Below are 21,047 nucleotides of genomic sequence, written 5' to 3' on the forward strand. Positions count from 1 at the left end.
CGCACCCCCTGATTGCACGACCACCCGCCACGCCGGCGATGTGCAGAGACCGAACCGATGACCCAGCAGCCTTCCATCGCCACCGCGCGCCAGCGCCCGTTCGACAGGATCCTGATCGCCAATCGCGGCGAGATCGCCTGTCGGGTCATCGCCACCTGCCGCCGGCTGGGCATTGCCACCGTGGCGGTGTATTCGGACGCCGACCGCAACGCGCGGCATGTGCGCCTGGCCGATGAGGCCATCCATATCGGCGCAGCGCCCGCGCAGCAGAGCTATCTGCGCAGCGAGGCGATCCTGGACGCCGCACGCGCCAGCGGCGCGCAGGCGATCCACCCCGGCTATGGGTTTCTTTCGGAAAACGCCGGCTTTGCCGAGGCCTGCGCCCAGGCCGGCATCGTCTTCATCGGCCCGCCGGCAACCGCGATCCGCGCAATGGGCGACAAGAGCGCGGCCAAGGCCTTGATGCAACGCGCCGGCGTGCCGCTCACGCCCGGCTACCACGGCGACGAGCAGGCGCCGGACTTCCTGCGTGCGCAGGCCGACGCGATCGGTTACCCGGTGCTGATCAAGGCCAGCGCCGGCGGCGGCGGCAAGGGCATGCGCCGGGTCGATGCCAGCGCCGACTTCGCGCAGGCGCTGGCGAGCTGCCAGCGCGAAGCGCAGTCGGCCTTCGGCAATGCGCATGTGCTGGTGGAAAAATACGTCGAGCGTCCGCGCCACATCGAGATCCAGGTGTTCGGCGATACGCAGGGCGAGGTGGTGTATCTGTTCGAGCGCGACTGCTCGGTGCAGCGCCGGCATCAGAAGGTGTTGGAAGAAGCGCCCGCACCCGGCATGACCGATGCACGCCGTGCCGCGATGGGTAAGGCGGCAGTGGATGCGGCACGCGCGGTGGGCTACGTCGGCGCCGGCACCGTAGAGTTCATCGCCGGCCCGGATGGCGATTTCTATTTCATGGAAATGAACACCCGCCTGCAGGTGGAGCATCCGGTGACCGAGCTGATCACCGGCACCGACCTGGTGGAGTGGCAGCTGCGCGTGGCCGCCGGCCAGGCGCTGCCGCGCCGCCAGCACGAGCTCCAGATCACCGGGCACGCCCTGGAAGCGCGGTTGTATGCCGAAGATGCCGACCGCGGTTTCCTGCCCTCCACCGGCACCTTGCGCCAGCTGCAGTTGCCGGCCGCCAGCGCACACGTGCGCCTGGATGCCGGCGTCGAGCAGGGCGACACCATCAGCCCGTACTACGACCCGATGATCGCCAAGCTGATCGTCTGGGATGTCGATCGCCCCGCCGCGCTGGCGCGCATGCGCACTGCGCTGGCGCAGGTACACGCCGTCGGTGTCACCACCAACAGCGCCTTTCTCGGGCGACTGATCGACACCGCCTCGTTCGCAGCCGCCGATCTGGATACCGGCTTGATCGAGCGCGAGCAGGCAGCGCTGTTCCCGGCTGCAGTGGCACCGGATGACGCCTGGTGGTGTGTTGCCGCGGTGTTGGTCGCCGCGTCACTGCCCCAACCCGCGCCCGACCCGGCCGACCCGTTTTCGCCGTGGCAGGCCGGCGATGGCTGGCGGATCGGTGCGCATGCGGCGCAGCGCGTGCAGCTGGAAGCCGCCGGCGAGCGCCGCGACCTTGGCATCCGCCGGCACGGCGACGCCTGGCAGGTGACGCAGGCAGACCAGACCCACACGCTGCGCTACCACGCGCAGGACCAACACGTCCGCGTGGAAGTGGATGGCCGGCAATGGCAGGTGCAGGCGCTGCGCGATGGCACCACGCTGACCCTGATCGGTGCCATGCAACGGGCCGTCTTCCACCATCACGACGCGCTGGTCGAGGCCGATCAACCCGCCCACGATGCCGGCGGGCTGACCGCACCGATGCCCGGCCGCATCGTCTCGCTGGTGGCCGCGGTCGACCAGCCGGTCACCCGCGGACAGGCACTGGTGGTGCTGGAAGCGATGAAGATGGAGCACACCTTGCACGCTCCGAGCGACGGCACGGTCAAACGCTACCTGGTCGCCGAGGGCGAACTAGTGGCCGATGGTGTCGCGTTGGTGGAATTCGTGTCCGCATCTGCGTAGCGCGGCAGCCGGGATGACCAACGGCAGGTAGGCAAACGTGACGCGTGCCTCTAGCGTGCGATGGCGGCTGGCCTGGCCGTGTTCCCACCGGAGGCTTCATGCAACGCCTGCTCCTCGTGTCCAGCATGCTGCTGGCACTGTCCGCCTGCAACGACAAGACCGCACCCACCGAGAAGCATCCCGCTCCCGCACCGGCGGCCAGCGCAGCTGCGACGCCACCGGCGCTGATCACCCGTGAGGCGCTGTTCGGCAACCCCGAGCGCGCCAACGTCAGCATCAGTCCGGATGGCAAATACCTCAGCTGGGTGGCACCGCTGGACGGCGTGCTCAATGTCTGGGTCGCGCCGGTGGATGCGCCGGACCAGGCGCGCGCCATCACCAAGGACACCGCGCGCGGTATCCGCGCCTATTTCTGGACCCATCGGCCCGATACGCTGCTGTACCTGCGCGACACCGGCGGCGACGAAGACTTCCATCTGTATGCGATCAATCTCGCCGATGGCAGCAGCACCGATCTCACCCCGTTCAAGAAGACCAATGCCGAGGTGTACCGGATCAGCGCGCAACACCCGGACGCGATCATGGTCGGCATGAACGACCGCGATCCCAAGTGGCATGACCTGTACCGGGTGGACCTGACCTCGGGCAAGCGCACCCTGGTGCAGAAGAACACTGACAGCCTGGACTCCTATCTGCTGGATGGAAACTTCCAGCTGCGTTACGCCACGCGTGCCACCGACGACGCCGGCCGGGAACTGCTGGTACCCGATGGCAAGGGCTGGAAGCCTGTGGACCGCATTCCATTCGAAGATGTCGCCAACACCTTGCCCGACGGGCTGACCGACGACGGCAAGACGCTCTACATGCAGGATTCGCGCAATCGCGATACCGCCGCCCTGTACGCCATCGACACGGCCAGCAATGCACGCACGCTGTTGTTCGAAAGCCCGCTCGCCGACGTCGGTGCCACCTTGAACGACCCCAAGACCGGCGTGGTGCAGGCGGTATCGACCGACTACCTGCGTGAAGAGTGGAAGGCGTTGGATACCGGCGTTGCGGCAGACCTGCAGAAACTCAAATCCCTGGGCGCCGGCGATGCCAGCGTTGCCGCACGCACGCTCGACGATCGCATCTGGATCGTCGGCTATTCGGCAGCAGAAACGCCGCTGACTTACTACCGCTACGATCGCGCCGATGGCGGCAAGCTCACCAAACTGTTCTCCACGCGCCCGGCGCTCGATGGCAAGCCGCTGGTACCGATGTGGCCGCAGGAGTTGACCTCACGCGACGGCCTCAAGCTGGTCAGCTACCTCACCCTGCCTGCTGAAGCCGACGCCAATCACGACGGTAAGGCCGACAAGCCGGTACCGCTGGTGCTGTTCGTGCACGGCGGCCCGTGGGCACGCGACAGCTACGGCTATGGCAGGTTCCAGCAATGGATGGCCAATCGCGGCTACGCAGTGCTTTCGGTCAATTTCCGCGGCTCCACCGGCTTCGGCAAGGCCTTCATCAATGCCGGTAATGGCGAATGGGCAGCTAAGATGCACGACGATCTTCTGGATGGCGTGCAATGGGCGGTCAAGCAGGGTGTGACTACGCCCGACCAAGTCGCCATCCTTGGGGTCAGCTATGGTGGCTACGCCACGCTGGTTGGCCTGACCTTCACCCCCGATGTCTTCAAGTGCGGTGTGGATCTGGTCGGTCCCGTCAACCTCAATACGCTGCTCGGCACCATACCGCCGTATTGGGCAGGCCAGTACAAGCAGTTCACCAAGCGCATGGGCGACCCAGCTACCACCGCAGGCAAGCAATGGCTGACCGAGCGCTCACCGCTCACGCATGTAGACAAGATCAGCAAGCCGTTGTTGATCGGCCAGGGCGCCAACGATCCGCGCGTCAAGCAGGCCGAAAGCGACCAGATCGTCAACGCGATGAAGGCCAAGAACATTCCGGTGACCTACGTGTTGTTCCCCGACGAAGGCCATGGCTTCCAGCGCCCAGAAAATATCAAGGCATTCAGCGCGGTGACCGAAGCCTTCCTCGGCCAATGCCTGGGCGGCCGCGTGCAGCCGATCGGCTCGGATCTCGACGGCTCCAGCATCACCGTCCCGGAAGGCGCGGAGAAGGTGCAGGGCCTGCCCGAAGCGCTGAAGACGCATACGCAGGCGATAAGGCAGTAGCCGCATTCGGTTACCGCATGAGCGGACAGCATCAGTACGGCCGGCGACGTCCTGTCGCCGGCTCATCGACGCTATTTGAAGTGGGTAAAAAAACGTAGCGAACAGTCGTCAGGTGGGTACGGACGGAACGGAAGAACCGGAGTGTAGAACTGCTGCATGCCGATCCCGAGCACCGGCCGCGCCCGGCTGGCGGCGGCGCAGTAGTGCTGTTGGCTGCTCCTACCGAATCGGTCTGCATTCGGCTGCGACGGGCTAGTGGCAGGCCCACACTTCGTTGTTCGGATCCAGTTCCATCGTCTGCATGAGATCTGCGCGGATACCAAATCCGCACACTGCCAGAACGCCCTCCATGATGGGTTCTAGTCCGATCAGGGCTTCAACCTGCACCTCGTTGATCGCGCAGGTGACGAACGCCCCCAGGCCCACCTCCGTGGCCGCCAGGTACAGCGTTTGCGAGAAATGTCCCGCCTCCAGATTGAGTGCGCGATATGCCTTGGCATGTACGCGATACTTCCAGAAATTGCGGTAGTACCGAGGGCACAGCGCCACGATCACCTGTGCCCCGGAGAACCAATCCTGTCCGGCAACAATGGTCAACGCCACGTCCTGAAGATTCGACGTTTCGACGTGCAGCGGCTCCAGTGCGTGATCGATCGGAAGATAGTGGTACAGGCCATCGGTAATGCCCGATACGTTCCTGACGATCAGATAAGCATCGAGCGGATGCAGGCCTCCGCCAGAGGGACTCGATCGCTTCAGAAAAACAGTGTCCGCATCTGCCTGCAGCACCGCATTTGCGGCGAAGGCGCGCTCGATCACCTTTGAGAAATCCGCAAACTCCATCTGTCGATCGGCGTCGAAGTTCCTGCAGGTCGTGCGCTGACGCAACAGCTTGTCCAGGTACCCATCGCCCCCCCGCGTCAGCGCGATCCGGCCAGGGCGACCGCGCACGACTTGTTCCGGGGGTGGTGGGCCAAACGCCTTCAACAGTGCCGCCGAGGTCTCAGCGCCGGCATCCTTGGCAGCTTGGGCCGAATCCACGTTGTCCCATCGAGTGAAGGCGTGATACGTGGCTGCCAGCGGATGCCACTGACTTCTACGCTGCATTTGGTCGCGATCGTGCGCCGGGTTCCGGCCTGGGCCGTCTGCAAGTAACAAGCCCTGGTCTAACAACGACTGCACCACTACTGGCTCTCCTACCAGGCCTGGGGGTTGCCACTGGCTAGGACTGCTGCGACCGAGCGCGAGCATTTCATCGTCGGTGAGTACGCATTCGGCGCCCAGGTGCGGTGCAAGCGCAACCCATTCCCGGGTCCGCGAGGCACCGGCCCCGCCCGCACATAGATCCAGCAGATCGATTCCTATCCGTTCCCTGGGCTCAACATAGACAACCGCACACCGCCTCACCCGCATGGTCCAACGCTCTTGTCGAAGATTGATCTTCTAACGGTCTGGAATTAGATTTCTTGAAGATTTCCCATAGTGACCAGCATGAACGAGAACAACGAGCGCCCAGCCCCCCTGCAACCGGAAGCAGCCCACACGCTGCTGGACCTTCTGGCAACCGACGATGCCTTCCGCGAGCTGTTCAAGACCGACACCAAGGCAGCGCTGCTGCAGGTCGGCTATCCCTCCGAAGATGTCGAGCTGATGGCTTCCCGGCTCAAGGTCGAGACGTTGGCCGACAAGGCCACCATCGCGCAGGCACGTGATGACATCCAGGCCAGTCTGACGTCGGCGGTCAACATGCAACCCATCCGTTTGAACGTACCGTCAGGCTCTTCGCCGCAGCTCAAGAAGTAAGTTCGCCACGGCAGGGAGCTCTGCTACCTGCCGTCGACCATCGCCGCGTCGAAGACATTCAGGGGCTGCTGGCACCATCCGCATCCGCCGAACTCTGCATATGCTCGGCCATGCGCCGCTTTCAGCCATGTCGATTCACCGGCAGCAGCTTGCTGATCTCCCAGTGCGATGTAAGCTTCCTTGAGTACCACGTGGTATTGGTAGGCCTCGTTTCCATCAAGCCGTGGCTTCAAGAGTCCAATGGCCTCTTGCGCATGCCCCTCCAGAAGCGCCGTGCGTGCCTGCATGAGCAGGACCATTTCCGCGACCGAAGGCATTTGTGCCAACGTCGGCTTGGCCAAGAGCGCCTTCAACACCGTCCTGGCGGTTTCACCGTGGCCCATTCGCTGTCCGATGAGCGCGAGGGATGCCGCAACGACCGCATGCGTGCGCTGCGCAACGCCCTCCTGGCTGTTGGCAATACCCGCAAGCGCCGCCGGTACCGCCGAGTCGATGGTCTGCATGGCATTGGCATGCTCGCCCTGTGCGTATTGTGTCGAAGCCTTGGCGACCAGCGATTGCGGGTAACGCGATGAGCTGCGATCGATCGCGTTGGAAATGCGCTCCATTTCCGGCAGCGCCTTGTCGCTGCGATGCTCGTCGAGGTAGATGGATACCTGATCGAAATACGCGACATCCAGGCGCCCCTCTGCAGGCCACGAGGCATGGGCGGCGGAAAAGTCTCTCAGCACTGCCAGGGCCACCGCCTCCCACACTGCCGCCGATGCCAACCCGGAAGTCCTTGCCGACCGGAAGGTGGCCAGCGCTTCGCGGGTCTTGCCCAATGCGAGTTGCATGCGTCCAACCAGCTCGAGCGAGAGAGGATCGAAGTCGTAGCGGGATGTCGCTGCGCGCTTGGCATACACCAGCGCCTCTGCGTATCGATTACGAACTTCCAGTGCGTATGCAGTGTTTTCAGCTGCGGCAAAATCGTCTGGATACAGGTTGGCCATCTGCATCCATTTCTCATAGGCATTTGCCGGGTCCTTGATCTGCGCATACCACGCATCCAGATAGACCTGCTCACGCGGAGGCAACTTGGCCCTGAGGCTCAGTGCCTTTTCCAGATACGGCAAGCCGACCGAGGTCTTTTCAAGATAGAAATAGCAGCGCGCCACGCCGACATTGGCCAAGGCGAACGTCGGGTCGAGTTCGACAGCCCTCAGGTAATAGTCACGCGCACGCAGATAATGGCCAACACCAAATTCGCGCTGGGCCAGCGCGAACGCGTTCAGTGCATCCATGTTGGCGGTGGACACGCGTGGCAGTGGCGCGGAATTCGCCTTGATGGACGCAAGCGTTTCGCCGAGCCCCTCGCGCAGATTGGCGCTCACGGTGTCGACAGACGTGAGCAGCGACCGCTGCCCGCGCCCTTCGGACTTGTACATGTACACGGTTGCCTGGGTCGCCGGATCCACCACCTCGACGGTGAAGCGCAGGTTGCCGCCGATATCCGCGACACTCGGCAAGATCAAGGCCTTCGCACCGGCACGCATCGCAACCTGCGCACCGAGCGCACGGTCCACTTTGGCACGCTCGCTTTGCTTCATCAGCTCGAGCATGTCGTGCGCGCGTTTTTCGGAAATCAGATTGACGTGCTTGGATTGCTGCAAGCTGAGCCGTAATGCCTGCTGCAGGGGTTCATCCAGCAGCGCGCTGTCGGTCAGGTTGTGCAGGTCTCCCACCACCACCCAGTCGCGCTCGGCAAAGGCGATCGCCGGCTGCGGGCGAAGGAAGAACCACACAGCGATTCCCACCGCCAGTACGACGCACACCTCGGCCAACAACGCTGCCGGCCGGCGCCAGAGCGGGATGTCGCGCCAGGCCTTGGCCGAATTCTTCGGCACGCGCAGCGGGGTCAGGCCGACTTCGCCGACTTCGTAGATCTCCATCGGCGTGGGCACGCCCTTGAAGCGCCAGCGGCCGTGCGATTTCCACAGGATGCGCTCGGCGCGCTCGCCCAGTTCGCGTGCAGCGCGATGGGTCAGCGATTCGGCGACGGCCGAGATCAGGATCTGCCCCGGCCGCGCCATCGACATCAGGCGCGCGGCAGTGGGTTTGGCAAGCCCTTCCACTTCCAGGGGTTTGGCGCCGATGCTCACCGCCTCGTCGCTGTTGCGCCAGGTCAGTACCTCGCCGACATGCAGGCCTTGTCGGGCGCGCAGCGTCTGCGCATGGCTCTCGCTCATCGCCTTCAGGCCGCGGGCATAGTCCAGCGCGAAGCCCAGCCCGTCGATGGGGCGGTCGAACAGCAGCAACAGGCCATCGGAACGGTCGATCAGGCGGCCGCGCCACTGCTGCTGCAGCTTGAGCACCAGGCGGTCATGCTCGCGGAACAGCACGGCGGCGGCATTGTCGCCGATGCGTTCGACCAGCGCGGTCGAATCGCACAGGTCGGTCAGCAGCAGGGTGCGCAGGCGCGGCGCCTGGATCGCCTCCGACGACGCGTCCTTGCGTGCGTGGGTGCGGGCGCTCATGGCTCAGCGGGTATCCGGTTTGCGTGCAAGGCCGGGAAGCGACGCGGTGGTCATGGCGAGCGCGTCGTGCGTGCACAGCACGTTGCCGCCTTGACGCTTGGCTTCGTACAACGCGCTGTCGGCAAGCGTGTACCAGTCGTTCCAGGCCGCATCCGCATCGATCATGCATAGCCCGACGCTGACCGAGCAGCCCTGCTCGCCCTGGCCGTTGCACAGCCGCGCTTCCACCGCGCGCACGATGCACTCGCCGATGTGGTGCACCAGCTCCGGAGTTCCCTGCGCCACCAGCACGCAGAACTCGTCGCCACCCAGGCGGCAGGCCAGGTCGCCTTCGGCGATCACCGAACGCAGCGCATGCGCCACGTTCTGCAGCACGCGGTCGCCGGCCAGATGGCCGAATTCGTCGTTGATGCGCTTGAAGCGATCGCAATCGATCAGGATCAGCCCCACGCCGGGCACATTGCCGGCGCGCCGGCATTCCTGCAGATGGAGCGACAGCCCGCGGCGGTTGTGCAGGCCGGTGAGCTCATCGGTGCGGCTGAGTTCTTCGGTGTGGTTGAGCTGGTGCGAGGTGACGTAGAGATTGTCCAGCGCCGCTTCCAGATCGTGGTTGCGACGGCGCAGCTGGCGGATCAGCAATTGCTCGTTGTTGACCACGCGCACGATCGAGCGGCGCAGGAAATGCGCCACCATCGATGGGTCGTGATCCACGAGCCGTTCGAAATCGGTGTGCGCCAGTTCGATGAGGCGGCTGTCCATCGAGGCGCTGGCGCCGGCACTGCGCGCATGGTCGCCGATCAGCAAGCCGAGTTCGCCGAAGAATTCGCCGGGCCCCAGATGCTTGAGCATCAGGTCTTCGCCGAAATCCAGATCGATCTGTCCGCTGATCACGATGAACATCTGCGTGCCAACCGCACCGCGCTCGAACAAGGCCTGGCCTGCCGCGATATCGCGGGTACGACCGAAGCGGGCGAAGAACGCCAGCTCGTCGGCTGTCATCGACGCATGCAGCCCGTCGGACAGCGTTTTGGCAACGCTTCCGGTCGGTTCGACCGCACCTGCGGTGTTATGGCAAGTCATCCCTCTTCCTTAGGCCGGCCTGCAACGTTAGCCCGTGGACAAATCCTACCGTAGCCGTCTGTTCAGCACCACATCACAGTGTTTCTCATCAAGTAAGAGACGAAATGACGGGTATCGGAGGCAAAAAGGGACTCGGTTTCCCGAGTCCCTCCCCCTCCCAGGGTGGCGACATGCGGTGACCTGCTGCAGGCTAGGCCGCCTTCTCGCCGTGGAACTGCTCCTCTTCAGTTGAGCCACGCAGCGCGGTAGTGGAGGACTGACCCTGCTGGATGGCCTGAGTCACCGCGTCGAAATAACCGGTGCCAACCTCGCGCTGGTGCTTGACCGCAGTGAACCCCAGGTCCGCCGCTGCGAACTCGGCTTGCTGCAACTCGACGAAGGCGCTCATCTGCCGCCGCGCGTAGCCATGCGCCAGCTGGAACATGCTGTGGTTCAAGGCATGGAAGCCGGCCAGGGTGATGAACTGGAACTTGTAGCCGTAGCTCGCCAGCTCTTTCTGGAATTTGGCGATGGTGGCGTCGTCCAGGTTCTTCTTCCAGTTGAAGCTCGGCGAGCAGTTGTAGGCCAGCAGCTTGCCGGGGAATTTGGCGTGGATGGCCTGTGCGAAGGCGCGCGCGAATTCCAGATCGGGCTTGCCGGTTTCGCACCAGATCAGATCGGCATACGGCGCATAGGCCAGCCCGCGACTGATGGCCTGGTCCAGTCCGTTGCGGGTCTTGAAGAAGCCCTCGACGGTACGCTCGCCGGTGGTGAATGCACGGTCGTTGGCATCCACGTCGCTGGTGATCAGATCGGCCGCTTCGGCATCGGTGCGGGCGATCAGCACGGTCGGCACGCCCAGCACATCGGCCGCCAGGCGCGCGGCGTTCAGTTTTTCGATCGCCTCGCGGGTGGGCACCAGCACCTTTCCGCCCATGTGCCCGCACTTCTTGACCGAGGCCAGCTGGTCTTCGAAGTGCACGCCGGCGGCACCGGCCTCGATCATCGCCTTCATCAGCTCGAAGGCGTTGAGCACACCGCCGAAACCGGCTTCGGCATCGGCCACGATGGGCTGCAGGAAATCGATGCTGTCGTCGCCTTCGGCGTGGTGCAACTGATCGGCGCGCAGCAAGGTGTTGTTGATGCGCTTGACCACCGCCGGCACCGAGTCGGCCGGGTACAGCGACTGGTCCGGATACATCTGCCCGGCCAGGTTGGCGTCGGCGGCCACCTGCCAACCGGACAGGTAGATCGCCTTCAACCCGGCCTTGACCTGCTGCATGGCCTGGTTGCCGGTCAACGCGCCCAGGGCGTTGACGAAGGGCGTGGCGTGCAGCGAGGTCCACAGCTTGTCGGCGCCCAGCCGGGCCAGCGAGTGCTCCACGTGCACGGTGCCGCGCAGGCGCACCACGTCGGCGGCGGTGTAGTTGCGGGTGATGCCGGCCCAGCGCGGGTTGCTGGCCCAGTCCTGCTGCAGGTGGTCGGCGCTTTGCAGTGCAGTGCTCATCTTGCGTTCTCCTGAAGAGGTACGACGGATGGAACGGGAAAGGAAACGCGTGCATGACGCGGCACGCGGCATGGCGAGGCCTTGCGTTGCGCGCAGGTGCGCAACGGGCGGTGTGGAGCGTGGAGGTGAGCGCTGCAGCGTTGAGGCGGCTGCAGCGGGCGATCAGTCGATCAGGCGATAGGCCGGCACGGTGAGGAAGTCGGCCAGTTCATCGGCGCGGCTGAGTTCTTCCAGCAGCGCGATCGCCTCATCGATGCGCGCAGCGCCGGGCAGCGTGCTTGCGCTTCCCAGCCGCGCCGGCAGCGCGCGCAGGCTGGCCTGCAACAGTGGCTGATCGATGGCGGTGCCATCGTCCAGGTGCTGGCCGTGATGCAGCCATTGCCACAGCTGCGCGCGGCTGATTTCGGCGGTGGCGGCGTCTTCCATCAGGTGATGGATCGGCACACAGCCGTTGCCATCCAGCCAGGCGGCCAGGTAGCGCACGCAGACTTCGACATTGCCTTCGAAACCGGTGCGGGTGATGGTGCCGGGGGACGGGGCGATCAGCATGTCGCGCGTCACCTGCACATCGTTGCGCAGCACGTGTTGCTGGTGCGCGGTGGGCATGTGTTCGTCGAACAGCTTCATCGCCACCGGAATCAGCGCCGGGTGCGCCACCCAGGTGCCGTCGTGGCCGGCGCTGACTTCGCGCAGCTTGTCGGCACGCACGCGGGCCATGGCCTGTTCGTTGGCGGCCTCGTCGTGGTTGATCGGGATCTGCGCGGCCATGCCGCCCATCGCATGCGCACCGCGGCGGTGGCAGGTCTTGATCAGCAGCTCCGAATAGGCCTTCAGGAATGGCTGGGTCATGGTGACCTGGCCACGCTCGGGCAGCACGCGGTCGCGGTGCGACCGGAAGGTTTTCAGATACGAAAAGATGTAGTCCCAGCGCCCGCAATTGAGCCCGACGATGCGTTCGCGCAGCGCGTGCAGGATCTCGTCCATCTCGAACACCGCCGGCAGCGTTTCGATCAGCACGGTGACCTTGATCTGGCCATGCGGCAGGCCGAGCATCGCTTCGATGTGCGACAGTGCGGTCTCCCACAGCGCGGCTTCTTCCATGCTCTGCAGCTTGGGCAGGTACAGGTAGGGGCCGCGGTCCTTGGCCAGCAGCGTGCGGGCGTTGTGGAAGGCGAACAGCGCCGCGTCGAACAGGCCGCCGGCCAGCGGCTGGCCGTCGATATGAACGTGCTTTTCGTCCAGGTGCCAGCCGCGCGGGCGCACGATCAACACGGCACGCTCGGCTTCCGGGCGCAACGCGTAGTGCTTGCCATTGGGGGCATCGAAGCTCAGATCGCCGCGCACGGCGGCGGCCAGGGTGCGCTGGCCGGCCAGCAGGTTGCGCCAGGTGGGCGCGGTGGAATCCTCAAAATCGGCCATGAACACCTTGGCGCCGGAGTTCAGCGCGTTGATGACCATCTTCGGATCGGTGGGGCCGGTGATCTCCACACGGCGGTCCTGCAGCGCCGCCGGCAGCGGAGCCACGCGCCAGTCGCCGGCGCGGATGGCGCGGGTGTCGTCGCGGAAGTCGGGCAACTGGCCGGCATCGAACGCGGCCTGGCGTGCGCGCCGCTGTGCCAGGCGCTGCTGCCGGCCCGGTTCGATGGCGCGGTGCAACGACACCAGCAGGGCCAGCGCGGCCGGCGGCAGTAGCTCGGCCTGCCCTGCAACCTGGGTGGTCAGCGACAGACCTGGCGTGGCGCGGTCGGTGGGGCGTGAGGCGAAAGCGGTGGCAGACATGTGGGAGATCCTTGTGCGTCCGGACCTGCACCGTGCGCCGACAGCCAGTATTTGACAAAGCAGTTTTATCAATGCTGTAAATAAGCTCAACTTATACTTTACTCATTGACAACTGTCCGGTGGCGCCAACTCCGCGTTTTTCCTACAAATCTGACCGGCTCAAGCCCCTGCGTGCGTTCTGCCAGACGGTGCGCCTGGGGTCTGTCTCACGGGCCGCTGAGGCGCTCTACGTCAGTCAGCCGGCGGTGACGCTGCAGCTGCAGGCGCTGGAGCGCGATCTGGGGGTGCCCTTGTTCGAGCGCTCCGGGAGACGCCTGGCGCCCAGCCGCGAGGGCCAGCTGCTGTACGACATGGCGCTGCCGCTGGTGGAAAGCCTGGACGGGCTGGAGGCCAGCTTTCGCGAAAAGGTGCGCGGGCTGGATGCCGGCGACCTCACCATCGCCGCCAACAGCTCCACCATCCTGTACCTGCTGCCGCGCATCGTGGAGAACTTCCGCGCGCGCCACCCGGATGTGCGGCTGACCCTGCACAACGCCATCAGCGCCGACGGCACCGACCTGCTGCGCGAGGATGCGGTGGACCTGGCGGTCGGCTCGATGCTGGATGTGCCGGCCGACCTGTCCTACGCGCCGGTGTATCGCTTCGAGCAATTGCTGATCACCCCGCCCGATCATCCATTGGCGCGCAAGGCCAATGTGACGCTGCAGGATCTGTCGCCATATCCGCTGATCCTGCCGCCACGCCGGCAGGTCACCTACCGCCTGGTCGACCTGATCTTCCAGCAGGCCCGCGTGCCGTACACGGTGGCGCTGGAGGTGGGCGGCTGGGAGGTGATCAAGCAATACGTGGCGATGGGCATGGGCATTTCCATCGTCACCGCGATCTGTGTGACCGATGCCGATCGCGACCGGCTTGCCACGCGCTCGCTCAAGGATTTTTTCCCCACCCGCAGCTACGGCGTGGTGGTGCGCAAGGGCAAGTACCTGTCGCCGCAGGCGCGCGCCTTCATCGAACTGATCCAGCCGGATCTGTTCACCCCGCGCGGCTACGACGAAGGCGGTGATTCCGAGCGTTGAGGGGCCCACCGCTGCGGCGAGGCTATCGGGTTCGACATTACCTGCGTGCATGGAGACGACGCTGCCTATGCACCATTTTCCGCGTACACGCGGTGTGCCGCACTGCAGCTTCAGCGGAAACAATCCTGTCCATGTTTGTGCCGATGCAGGCGCACTGCTGGCGCAACGGCATGCGCTGCTTGCCGCATGCGCGCGGTTGTGTGCGGTACGCGGCGCTGCAACCTGAGTGAACACAGCCCTGAAGGCGTTCGTGCCGATGCAGGCGCTGTGCCGGCGCAACGCAGTGGTTGGCCGCAACGATCCACTGAGCTGAAAGCGGACCCAAGAACACTTGCATGGTCGCTGCGGCGACACCGCAAATATCCAGCGCAGACGTGCAGCACGCGTCCGCTCGGAGAGAGGCACATCAGCCCTGCGACGTTGGCGCAGCCGCGGGGCGGCCATCAGGGCCACGGTCGGGTGTCGATGCAGTACAGTGCAATGCGGCCGATCGGGGGAGAGGCCGCTCTTGCACAGCGCGATCGCCGTTCCGGCCGAGCCGACTCAACCAATGGAGCTTTCGGGCAATGAATCCAACGACCTTGTTGCTGGTGCAGTTGGCAGTAATTCTGGGCGTGGCGCGCGGATGCGGCGCGCTATTGCAACGCGTCGGGCAGCCGCCGGTCATCGGCGAAATGGCAGCCGGTTTGTTGCTGGGCCCGATCGCTTTCGGTGCCTGGTTTCCGCAGGCGCATGGCGTGGTGTTCGCGGCCAATAGCCTGCCGCCGCTGTCTGGCCTGGCCAACATCGGCGTGGTGCTTTTCATGTTCATCGTCGGCGTGGAGCTGCGTGCACCGGAAGGCACGCGTGCGCAGGTCCGCGCATCGGTGATGGTGGGCATTTCAGGAATCGTGTTGCCGTTGCTGCTCGGCCTGGCCGCGGCACCGTGGTTGTTTGCACGCTATGGGCCGCACGGCATCGGCTTCTGGTCGTTCGCCTTGTTCATTGCCGCGGCGATGTCGGTCACCGCGTTTCCGGTGCTGGCACGCATCCTCAAGGATCGCAACATGACCCGCACGCCGGCAGGGCGCCTGGCACTGGGTGCAGCGGTGATCGACGATGCCACAGTGTGGATCTTCCTGGCTGTGGTGCTCACCCTCACCGGCACCAGCGCGCATGGCGGCGTCGCATTCACCGCAGTCGGCGCGCTGATCTTGCTCGCGATCGTGTTCGGCGCACTCAAGCCGCTGTATGCACGCCTGCTCAAGCCACGCGCGCCCGATGGGCGCTATGCATCGAGCACATTGGTGTGGGTGCTGATCGGCCTGCTCGGCTGCGCCGCGGCGGCCGAATGGATCGGGTTGCATGCGATCTTCGGCGCATTCGTATTCGGCATCTGCCTGCCGCGCGAAGATCACCTGCTGGAGCATCTGGCCGAACGCATCGAACCGCTGGCGATCGCCTTACTGATGCCGGTGCTGTTTGCCGTTGCCGGCCAGGCCACCAGCCTCAGCGCGTTTGCCGGCGCCGGGATCGCCGGCCTGCTGCTGGTGATCGGCGTGGCGGTGGCCGGCAAGCTCGCCGGCTGCACGCTGGGCGCGCGCCTGAGTGGCCACGACTGGCGCGACAGTCTCACCGTCGGCTCGCTGATGAACGCACGCGGCCTGATGGAGCTGGTGGTGATCAAGATCGGCCTGGACAGTGGCGTGATCGGTCCGGACCTGTTTACGCTGCTGTTCGGCATGACACTGGTAACCACGGTGATGACGTCGCCGATGGTGGCCTTGTTCCATGGCCGCCGCCACGCGGCCTCGGCCAGCAGCATCGAACCGCGCCGCTCGGGCCACTGAAGCGGTCTCTGCCGTGCTGCGCTGCCGACGTTGCGTCAGCGCGCGCGTGCAGGTATGCGATCTGGGGTTGACGCCGCGCTGGCCGACGGGTGATCGCATCCATACGGGAAGTGACACATCCTCACTACCATCTGCACGCGGATGCAATGATCTTCGCTCTGTCCGGTGGCCGCATCTGTGGCATCGGCATCTCGGCACACTTCGTCCTCACCGCTGCCTAGACGCGCTTTGCCACAAGCTGCCGCCATGTCCCCAGACACCCAATCCCGCTACACGCAACTGCTACCGCCACCCGAGTTGCGCACCCAGCTGCGTTGCAGTTGGCGCTATCGGCAAGGTGTGGCCAGTGCGCCGGTACGGGTGTTGCCCGACGGCTGTGTCGACCTGATCTGGGATGGTGCTTCATTGTTCGTCGCCGGCCCCGACCATGCCGCGACCATGGCCTGCGTGGACGCCGGCAACGTGCTCACCGGCGTGCGATTGACGGCAGGCGCGGCTGCCGGTGTGCTGGGCATCCCGCTGCACCACATCGCCGACCAGCGCGTGGCACTGGATGCGCTGTGGGGCCGCCATGCGGGCGACTGGCGACAGCAGCTGCGCGATGGCGCCGACGCGGTGCAGACATTGCACGCGCTGTGTCTGCAGCGCGCAGCGCCAGTGGATCGGCAGATGGCGTTCACTTTCGCCCAGCTGGCCGGACCTGCGGCACCGCGCCTGCCTGTGTTGTGCGCAAGCCTGGAAATCAGCGAGCGTCAGCTGCGGCGGCGCTGCCACGCCGCGTTCGGTTATGGCCCCAAGACGCTGGAGCGGATCTTGCGGCTGCAGCGTTTCCTGCGGCTGGCAGGCAGCCAGCCCACGCTGACCGCCGCTGCACTGGAGGCCGGGTATGGCGATGCGCCGCATCTGGTGCGCGATGCCCGCCAGCTGGCCGGTTTGAGTCCCCGCGAGCTGGTGCAGCAGCACGCGCAGTGATGGCCGTTCTCGCCAAGCCGCAGGGGCGCTGCGCGAGGCACGCTGTGCAGCCACCGACCGCGAGGACATCGCCATGCAACACAGCGCACAGCAGCACCGTATCGACTATCTGGAATTTGCCGTGACCTCCATCGCCACCGCCAAGGCGTTCTATGCTGCGGCGTTCGACTGGACGTTCCAGGACTATGGCCCGGACTATTGCGAGTTCCGCGATGGCCGCCTGAGCGGCGGCTTCTTCCACGGAGCGCCGCAGCCCGGTGGCGCCCTGGTGGTCCTGGCCTCGGACGATCTGGCCGCCTCCCAGGCACGCATCGAAGCCGCTGGCGGCACCATCACCCGCCCGGTGTTCGCATTCCCGGGCGGGCGACGTTTCCACTTCACCGACCCGCACGGCTACGCGCTGGCGGTGTGGACCCAGGATGCTGCTGGCGCGTGAGCCGCGCGACATGGCTGCCGCCGACTGCGCGTAGACGTTCCCAGCCTTCCACGGTGCAGGTACGCAGCCAGCGACAGGCACGTTGGGCATTGCCGGTGCGCCTGCGTGCACGCAGCGTGCTCGAACGCGATGTGGATGCTGGACGATGCCTGCCGGTGCGCACAGCTGCACTGCAGCGGCAGGCAGAACATCGCAGGTCAGCCAGCGGCGCATGGACGGCACGAACAGCGCGCAAGGTGAGAGCGGCATGGCCGCCTCCGGGCGTAGGGCCGCACCCGCCTGCGTACGCGCCGCCATGTTGCAAGCGGCGCTTACGTGCGCCCGTAAAGCGCCAGGAACATCGCCACCGCCGACTCGGCCACCTGTGTCTGCTGGTCGGCCGACAGCGGCGGCTGGCCCATCGCCAGCTGCGGCCAGAACGCAAAGCCCTTGATCAGCGACTGCAGCTGTTGCGAGGCGAATTCCGGGTCCACCGGCGCCAGGCGGCCATCGGCCTGCGCAGCGCGCAGCCAGGTGGTGGTGCCCTCTTCCTTGCTACCCAGCTGCGCCAGCAGCGCGCGTGCGCGCTCCGGCGAGTGGATGCCTTCGGTAATGGCCACGCGCGAGAGATCGATGAAGGCCGCATCGTCGAGCAGGCGCAGCTTCTGCTGCAGCAATTGCGTCAACTGCGTGCGCAATGATTGGTCTGGGCGATAGGCCAGGCTCACCGCCTCGGCACTGCGTTGCCATAGCCCGCGCAGGATCTCGCCGAACAAGGCGTCCTTGCTGGGGAAATGGTTGTAGACGGTGCGCTTGGAGACACCCGCGGCGGCGGCGACCCGATCCATGCTGGTGGCCTCGAACCCGTGCTGGCGGAACTGTGCGATGGCCGCCTCAACAATGGCGTGGCGCTTGCGGTCGGTGAGCCGCTGCGGCGCCGGGGCCGAATCGGATGAACTGGACATGGCTGCATGTTACACCCGTCAGTTTACATTTGCCGAGTAAAACTACACTGTGTAGTGCAAGTTCACTGCAGCTTCCGTGTTCGCCCCTCCCCAACGATGGAACCTGCTGTGCTCACCCAGTCCCGTCAGCTGCCCCACGCCGCATCGCACGCCGCTTCGCCGCAATTTCGCAATGGGCGCTTTCGCAACACACTGCCGACCTCGCTGAGCACCCCCGGGGTTCTGGGCGGGCTGCGCTTGCTGTGGGAGGTGTTGTTCAACAAGCCGGCCCACACGGTGCCGTCGCAGGCGCTGCCGGTTACGCCGTTGACTGCGGCGCAGTTGCAGGCCGCGCCGGATCACAGCCTGTTCCGGCTGGGCCATTCCACCGTGTTGATGAAGCTGCGTGGCGGCCTGTGGCTGACCGACCCGGTGTTTTCCAAGCGCGCCTCGCCGTTTGCGTTCGCCGGGCCCAAGCGCTTCCACGCGCCGCCGATCGCACTGGATGCGTTGCCGCCGCTGGCCGGGGTGATCCTGTCGCACAACCATTACGACCACCTGGACCGCGCCACCATCCGTGCGTTGGCCGACCGCGTTGGCGTGTTCGTCGCGCCGCTGGGCGTGGGCGATCTGCTGGTGCGCTGGGGCGTGGATCCGGCCAAGGTGCGGCAGCTGGACTGGTGGCAGTCGGTGCAGGTCGATGGCCTTACGCTCACCGCCACACCGTCGCGGCATTTCTCCGGACGCGGGCTGTTCGATCGCGACCGCACGCTGTGGTGCTCGTGGGCGATCCAGGATGCCGACCTGCGCGTGTTCTTCAGCGGCGACGGCGGTTACGGCCCGCATTTCAAGGCGATCGGCCAGCGCCTGGGGCCGTTCGATGTGGCGCTGATCGAAAACGGCGCCTACGACCCACTCTGGCCGGATGTGCACATGCAGCCGGAGCAGAGCCTGCAGGCATGCATCGATATCGGCGGCCGCACCCTGCTGCCGATCCACAACGGCACCTTCGACCTGGCCATGCATGTCTGGTCCGACCCGTTCGAGCGCATCGTGACGCTGGCAGCAGCGGCAAACCTGCCGCTGACTACCCCGCAGATGGGCGAGCGGGTGGATCTGCGCCAGCCGGCCACCGGCGCGCGCTGGTGGCGCACGCTTCCCGAATCGCAGCCGCTGGCGCAATGAGCGGCTGGACGCTGGCCGACCTGCCGCCGCAGCGGGCGCGGGTGGCCGTGATCACCGGGGCCAGTCCCGGCGGGCTGGGCTTTGAGACCGCGATGGCCCTGGCCGGTGCCGGGGCCAGCCTGGTGCTGACCGCGCGCAATCCCGACAAGGGCGAGGCGGCGCAGCAGGCGCTGCTTGCCCGGTATCCGGATGCCAATGTGCGTGTAGAGGCGCTGGATCTCGCGCAGCTGGCATCGGTGCGCGCATTCGCCGAACGGCTGGGCGCGCAGCAGCCACGCGTGGACCTGCTGATCAACAACGCCGGCGTGATGGCGCCGCCGCAGCGGCGCACCACCGCCGACGGAATGGAGCTGCAGCTGGGCAGCAACTACCTGGCACATTTCGCGCTCACCGCACGGCTACTGCCCTTGCTGCGCGCCGCCTCGGCACCGCGCGCGGTGAACCTGTCCAGCATTGCCCATCGCTCGGCGCGCATCGACTTCGACGACCTGCAGGGCGAACGCCCCTATCGCGCCTGGAAGGCATACGGCCAGTCCAAATTGGCGATGCTGATGTTCAGCATCGAACTGCAGCGGCGCAGCGATGCGCACGGCTGGGGACTGCGCGCAGTCGCCGCGCATCCGGGCATCGCGCAGACCGCCTTGATCGCCAATGGGCCGGCGGCTGGAGGTCGCCGCACGGCGATCGACCTGCTCACCCGATGGCTGGGTCCGGCCATCAGCCAGAGCGCAGCGGCCGGCGCCCTGCCCACGCTGTATGCGGCAACCGCGCCGCAGGCACAGGCCGGCGGCTACTACGGCCCGGACGGTCTGTTCGAGCTCAAGGGCAGCCCGGCCCCGGCCAGCGTGGCCCGCCAGGCACAGGACCCGGAGGTGGCGGCACGCCTGTGGGAAGCCTCATGCACGCTGACCGGAGAGATGTTCTGACCTGAGGCGGAGCAGTGGGCGCGCCCCCCCTGCGCGCAGGGCATGGATGCGCAGGACGGCGCGGTGAAACGCGGCCATCGCTGCGCTGCTTACAGCCGGATCCACTCCAGCCCGTCGCCGCGCCGGTAATACACCGCCACCGCCTTGCCATACACCGATGCGGCATCGACGAACCCGAAGTAACGTCCATCCAGGCTGTTGCCGCGATGGTCGCCCACCACCAGCAGCTTGCCCGCCGGCACCTGCACATCCTGCAGATCCGGCCCGCCGCCTGCATCCAGGCCCAACTGCGCCATGCGCGTGCCGAAACGTTCGCGCGTGGGGTCGTCGCCGATCTGCAGCGGCTGCCCGTTGATCGACAGATGCCCATCGTGCAGATCCACGCGGTCGCCGGCCACCGCCACCACGCGCTTGATCAGGCGGGTGCCGTCGCGTGGCGAATCGAACACCGCCACCTCGCCGCGCTGCGGGTGTGCGCCCTCGATGAGGACGTGGTTGCTCAGCGGCAACCGCCAGCCATAGGCATGCATGTCGACCACCACGCGATCGCCTGGCTGCAGCGTCGGCTGCATCGAGCCGGTCGGCACCTGGTAGTGATTGGCGAACGAGGAGCGCGCGGCGGTCAGCAGCACCAGCATGACGAGCAGTGGCAATAGCTCCTTGCGCGACCAGCGGGCAGCGCGCTGCCAACGGGAGGAAGGGGAATGCGATAAGGGCATGACAGACCTGTCGGGCGGCAGCGAGCCACGTCGGCTCGAGGCGACGATGCGC

General features: G+C 65.9%; 16 protein-coding genes and 1 other RNA gene. 9 read left to right on the forward strand and 8 right to left on the reverse strand.

Features of this window, described 5'->3' with window-relative positions:
- Window positions 1-57: 57 nt before the first annotated feature.
- Together XcodCFBP4690_RS19850 and XcodCFBP4690_RS19855 are read left to right on the forward strand one after the other, a co-directional pair.
- On the forward strand, window positions 58-2,085 hold the full coding sequence (locus XcodCFBP4690_RS19850; protein ID WP_104543749.1) for an acetyl/propionyl/methylcrotonyl-CoA carboxylase subunit alpha: 2,028 nt from the start codon (window positions 58-60) through the stop codon (window positions 2,083-2,085).
- A 98-nt stretch (window positions 2,086-2,183) separates the two neighbouring features.
- On the forward strand, window positions 2,184-4,265 hold the full coding sequence (locus XcodCFBP4690_RS19855; RefSeq protein ID WP_104543751.1) for a S9 family peptidase: 2,082 nt from the start codon (window positions 2,184-2,186) through the stop codon (window positions 4,263-4,265).
- 82 nt (window positions 4,266-4,347) lie between these two features.
- On the opposite strand, the gene XcodCFBP4690_RS19860 is transcribed toward XcodCFBP4690_RS19855, so the two are convergent.
- Both XcodCFBP4690_RS19860 and XcodCFBP4690_RS19865 read right to left on the reverse strand, forming a co-directional pair.
- Window positions 4,348-4,423: non-coding RNA, sX9 sRNA (locus XcodCFBP4690_RS19860), on the reverse strand.
- Between the two features lie 94 nt (window positions 4,424-4,517).
- Window positions 4,518-5,678 carry a putative peptide maturation dehydrogenase gene (locus tag XcodCFBP4690_RS19865; RefSeq protein WP_104543753.1) on the reverse strand — a complete coding sequence of 387 codons (1,161 nt, stop codon included), beginning with the start codon at window positions 5,676-5,678 and terminating at the stop codon, window positions 4,518-4,520.
- Window positions 5,679-5,756: 78 nt separating this feature from the next.
- Between XcodCFBP4690_RS19865 and XcodCFBP4690_RS19870 the strand changes: the two genes are divergently transcribed.
- Window positions 5,757-6,068, forward strand: a complete 312-nt coding sequence (locus XcodCFBP4690_RS19870) for an NHLP-related RiPP peptide (RefSeq protein ID WP_104543755.1) — start codon at window positions 5,757-5,759, stop codon at window positions 6,066-6,068.
- Window positions 6,069-6,091: 23 nt separating this feature from the next.
- Here XcodCFBP4690_RS19870 and XcodCFBP4690_RS19875 read toward each other — a convergent pair whose 3' ends face one another.
- The 4 genes from XcodCFBP4690_RS19875 to aceB form a co-directional block, all read right to left on the reverse strand.
- Window positions 6,092-8,584, reverse strand: coding sequence for a putative peptide modification system cyclase (locus XcodCFBP4690_RS19875; protein WP_104543757.1), 2,493 nt, complete (start codon window positions 8,582-8,584; stop codon window positions 6,092-6,094).
- 3 nt (window positions 8,585-8,587) lie between these two features.
- Entirely contained in the window at window positions 8,588-9,664 is a 1,077-nt protein-coding gene (locus XcodCFBP4690_RS19880; RefSeq protein ID WP_104543759.1) for a GGDEF domain-containing protein, read from the reverse strand.
- A 190-nt stretch (window positions 9,665-9,854) separates the two neighbouring features.
- Window positions 9,855-11,150 (reverse strand): isocitrate lyase, encoded by a 1,296-nt coding sequence (gene aceA, locus XcodCFBP4690_RS19885; RefSeq protein ID WP_104543761.1) that lies wholly within the window; start codon window positions 11,148-11,150, stop codon window positions 9,855-9,857.
- Between the two features lie 162 nt (window positions 11,151-11,312).
- A complete protein-coding gene (aceB, locus tag XcodCFBP4690_RS19890; protein WP_104543763.1) occupies window positions 11,313-12,929 on the reverse strand; it encodes a malate synthase A in 1,617 nt (538 codons plus the stop codon).
- A gap of 119 nt (window positions 12,930-13,048) precedes the next feature.
- Here aceB and XcodCFBP4690_RS19895 point away from each other — a divergent pair, with 119 nt between their 5' ends.
- From XcodCFBP4690_RS19895 to XcodCFBP4690_RS19910, 4 genes are all read left to right on the forward strand, one after another.
- Entirely contained in the window at window positions 13,049-14,005 is a 957-nt protein-coding gene (locus XcodCFBP4690_RS19895) for a LysR family transcriptional regulator (RefSeq protein ID WP_104543765.1), read from the forward strand.
- 566 nt (window positions 14,006-14,571) lie between these two features.
- Window positions 14,572-15,834, forward strand: coding sequence for a cation:proton antiporter (locus tag XcodCFBP4690_RS19900; RefSeq protein ID WP_104543767.1), 1,263 nt, complete (start codon window positions 14,572-14,574; stop codon window positions 15,832-15,834).
- 246 nt (window positions 15,835-16,080) lie between these two features.
- Window positions 16,081-16,806 (forward strand): helix-turn-helix domain-containing protein, encoded by a 726-nt coding sequence (locus tag XcodCFBP4690_RS19905; protein WP_104543769.1) that lies wholly within the window; start codon window positions 16,081-16,083, stop codon window positions 16,804-16,806.
- 73 nt (window positions 16,807-16,879) lie between these two features.
- Window positions 16,880-17,242 carry a VOC family protein gene (locus XcodCFBP4690_RS19910; protein ID WP_104543771.1) on the forward strand — a complete coding sequence of 121 codons (363 nt, stop codon included), beginning with the start codon at window positions 16,880-16,882 and terminating at the stop codon, window positions 17,240-17,242.
- Between the two features lie 311 nt (window positions 17,243-17,553).
- Here XcodCFBP4690_RS19910 and XcodCFBP4690_RS19915 read toward each other — a convergent pair whose 3' ends face one another.
- A complete protein-coding gene (locus XcodCFBP4690_RS19915) occupies window positions 17,554-18,186 on the reverse strand; it encodes a TetR/AcrR family transcriptional regulator (protein ID WP_104543773.1) in 633 nt (210 codons plus the stop codon).
- A gap of 96 nt (window positions 18,187-18,282) precedes the next feature.
- Between XcodCFBP4690_RS19915 and XcodCFBP4690_RS19920 the strand changes: the two genes are divergently transcribed.
- Window positions 18,283-19,350: an MBL fold metallo-hydrolase gene (locus XcodCFBP4690_RS19920; RefSeq protein WP_104543775.1), complete on the forward strand. Its 1,068-nt coding sequence runs from the start codon at window positions 18,283-18,285 to the stop codon at window positions 19,348-19,350.
- Window positions 19,347-20,276 (forward strand): oxidoreductase, encoded by a 930-nt coding sequence (locus XcodCFBP4690_RS19925; RefSeq protein ID WP_104543777.1) that lies wholly within the window; start codon window positions 19,347-19,349, stop codon window positions 20,274-20,276. Before XcodCFBP4690_RS19920 ends, XcodCFBP4690_RS19925 begins: the two co-directional genes overlap by 4 nt.
- Before the next feature lie 89 nt (window positions 20,277-20,365).
- On the opposite strand, the gene lepB is transcribed toward XcodCFBP4690_RS19925, so the two are convergent.
- A complete protein-coding gene (lepB, locus tag XcodCFBP4690_RS19930; protein ID WP_104543779.1) occupies window positions 20,366-20,995 on the reverse strand; it encodes a signal peptidase I in 630 nt (209 codons plus the stop codon).
- Window positions 20,996-21,047: the final 52 nt, after the last annotated feature.

Origin of the sequence: Xanthomonas codiaei (assembly GCF_002939785.1) — a bacterium.
Classification (GTDB): domain Bacteria; phylum Pseudomonadota; class Gammaproteobacteria; order Xanthomonadales; family Xanthomonadaceae; genus Xanthomonas; species Xanthomonas codiaei.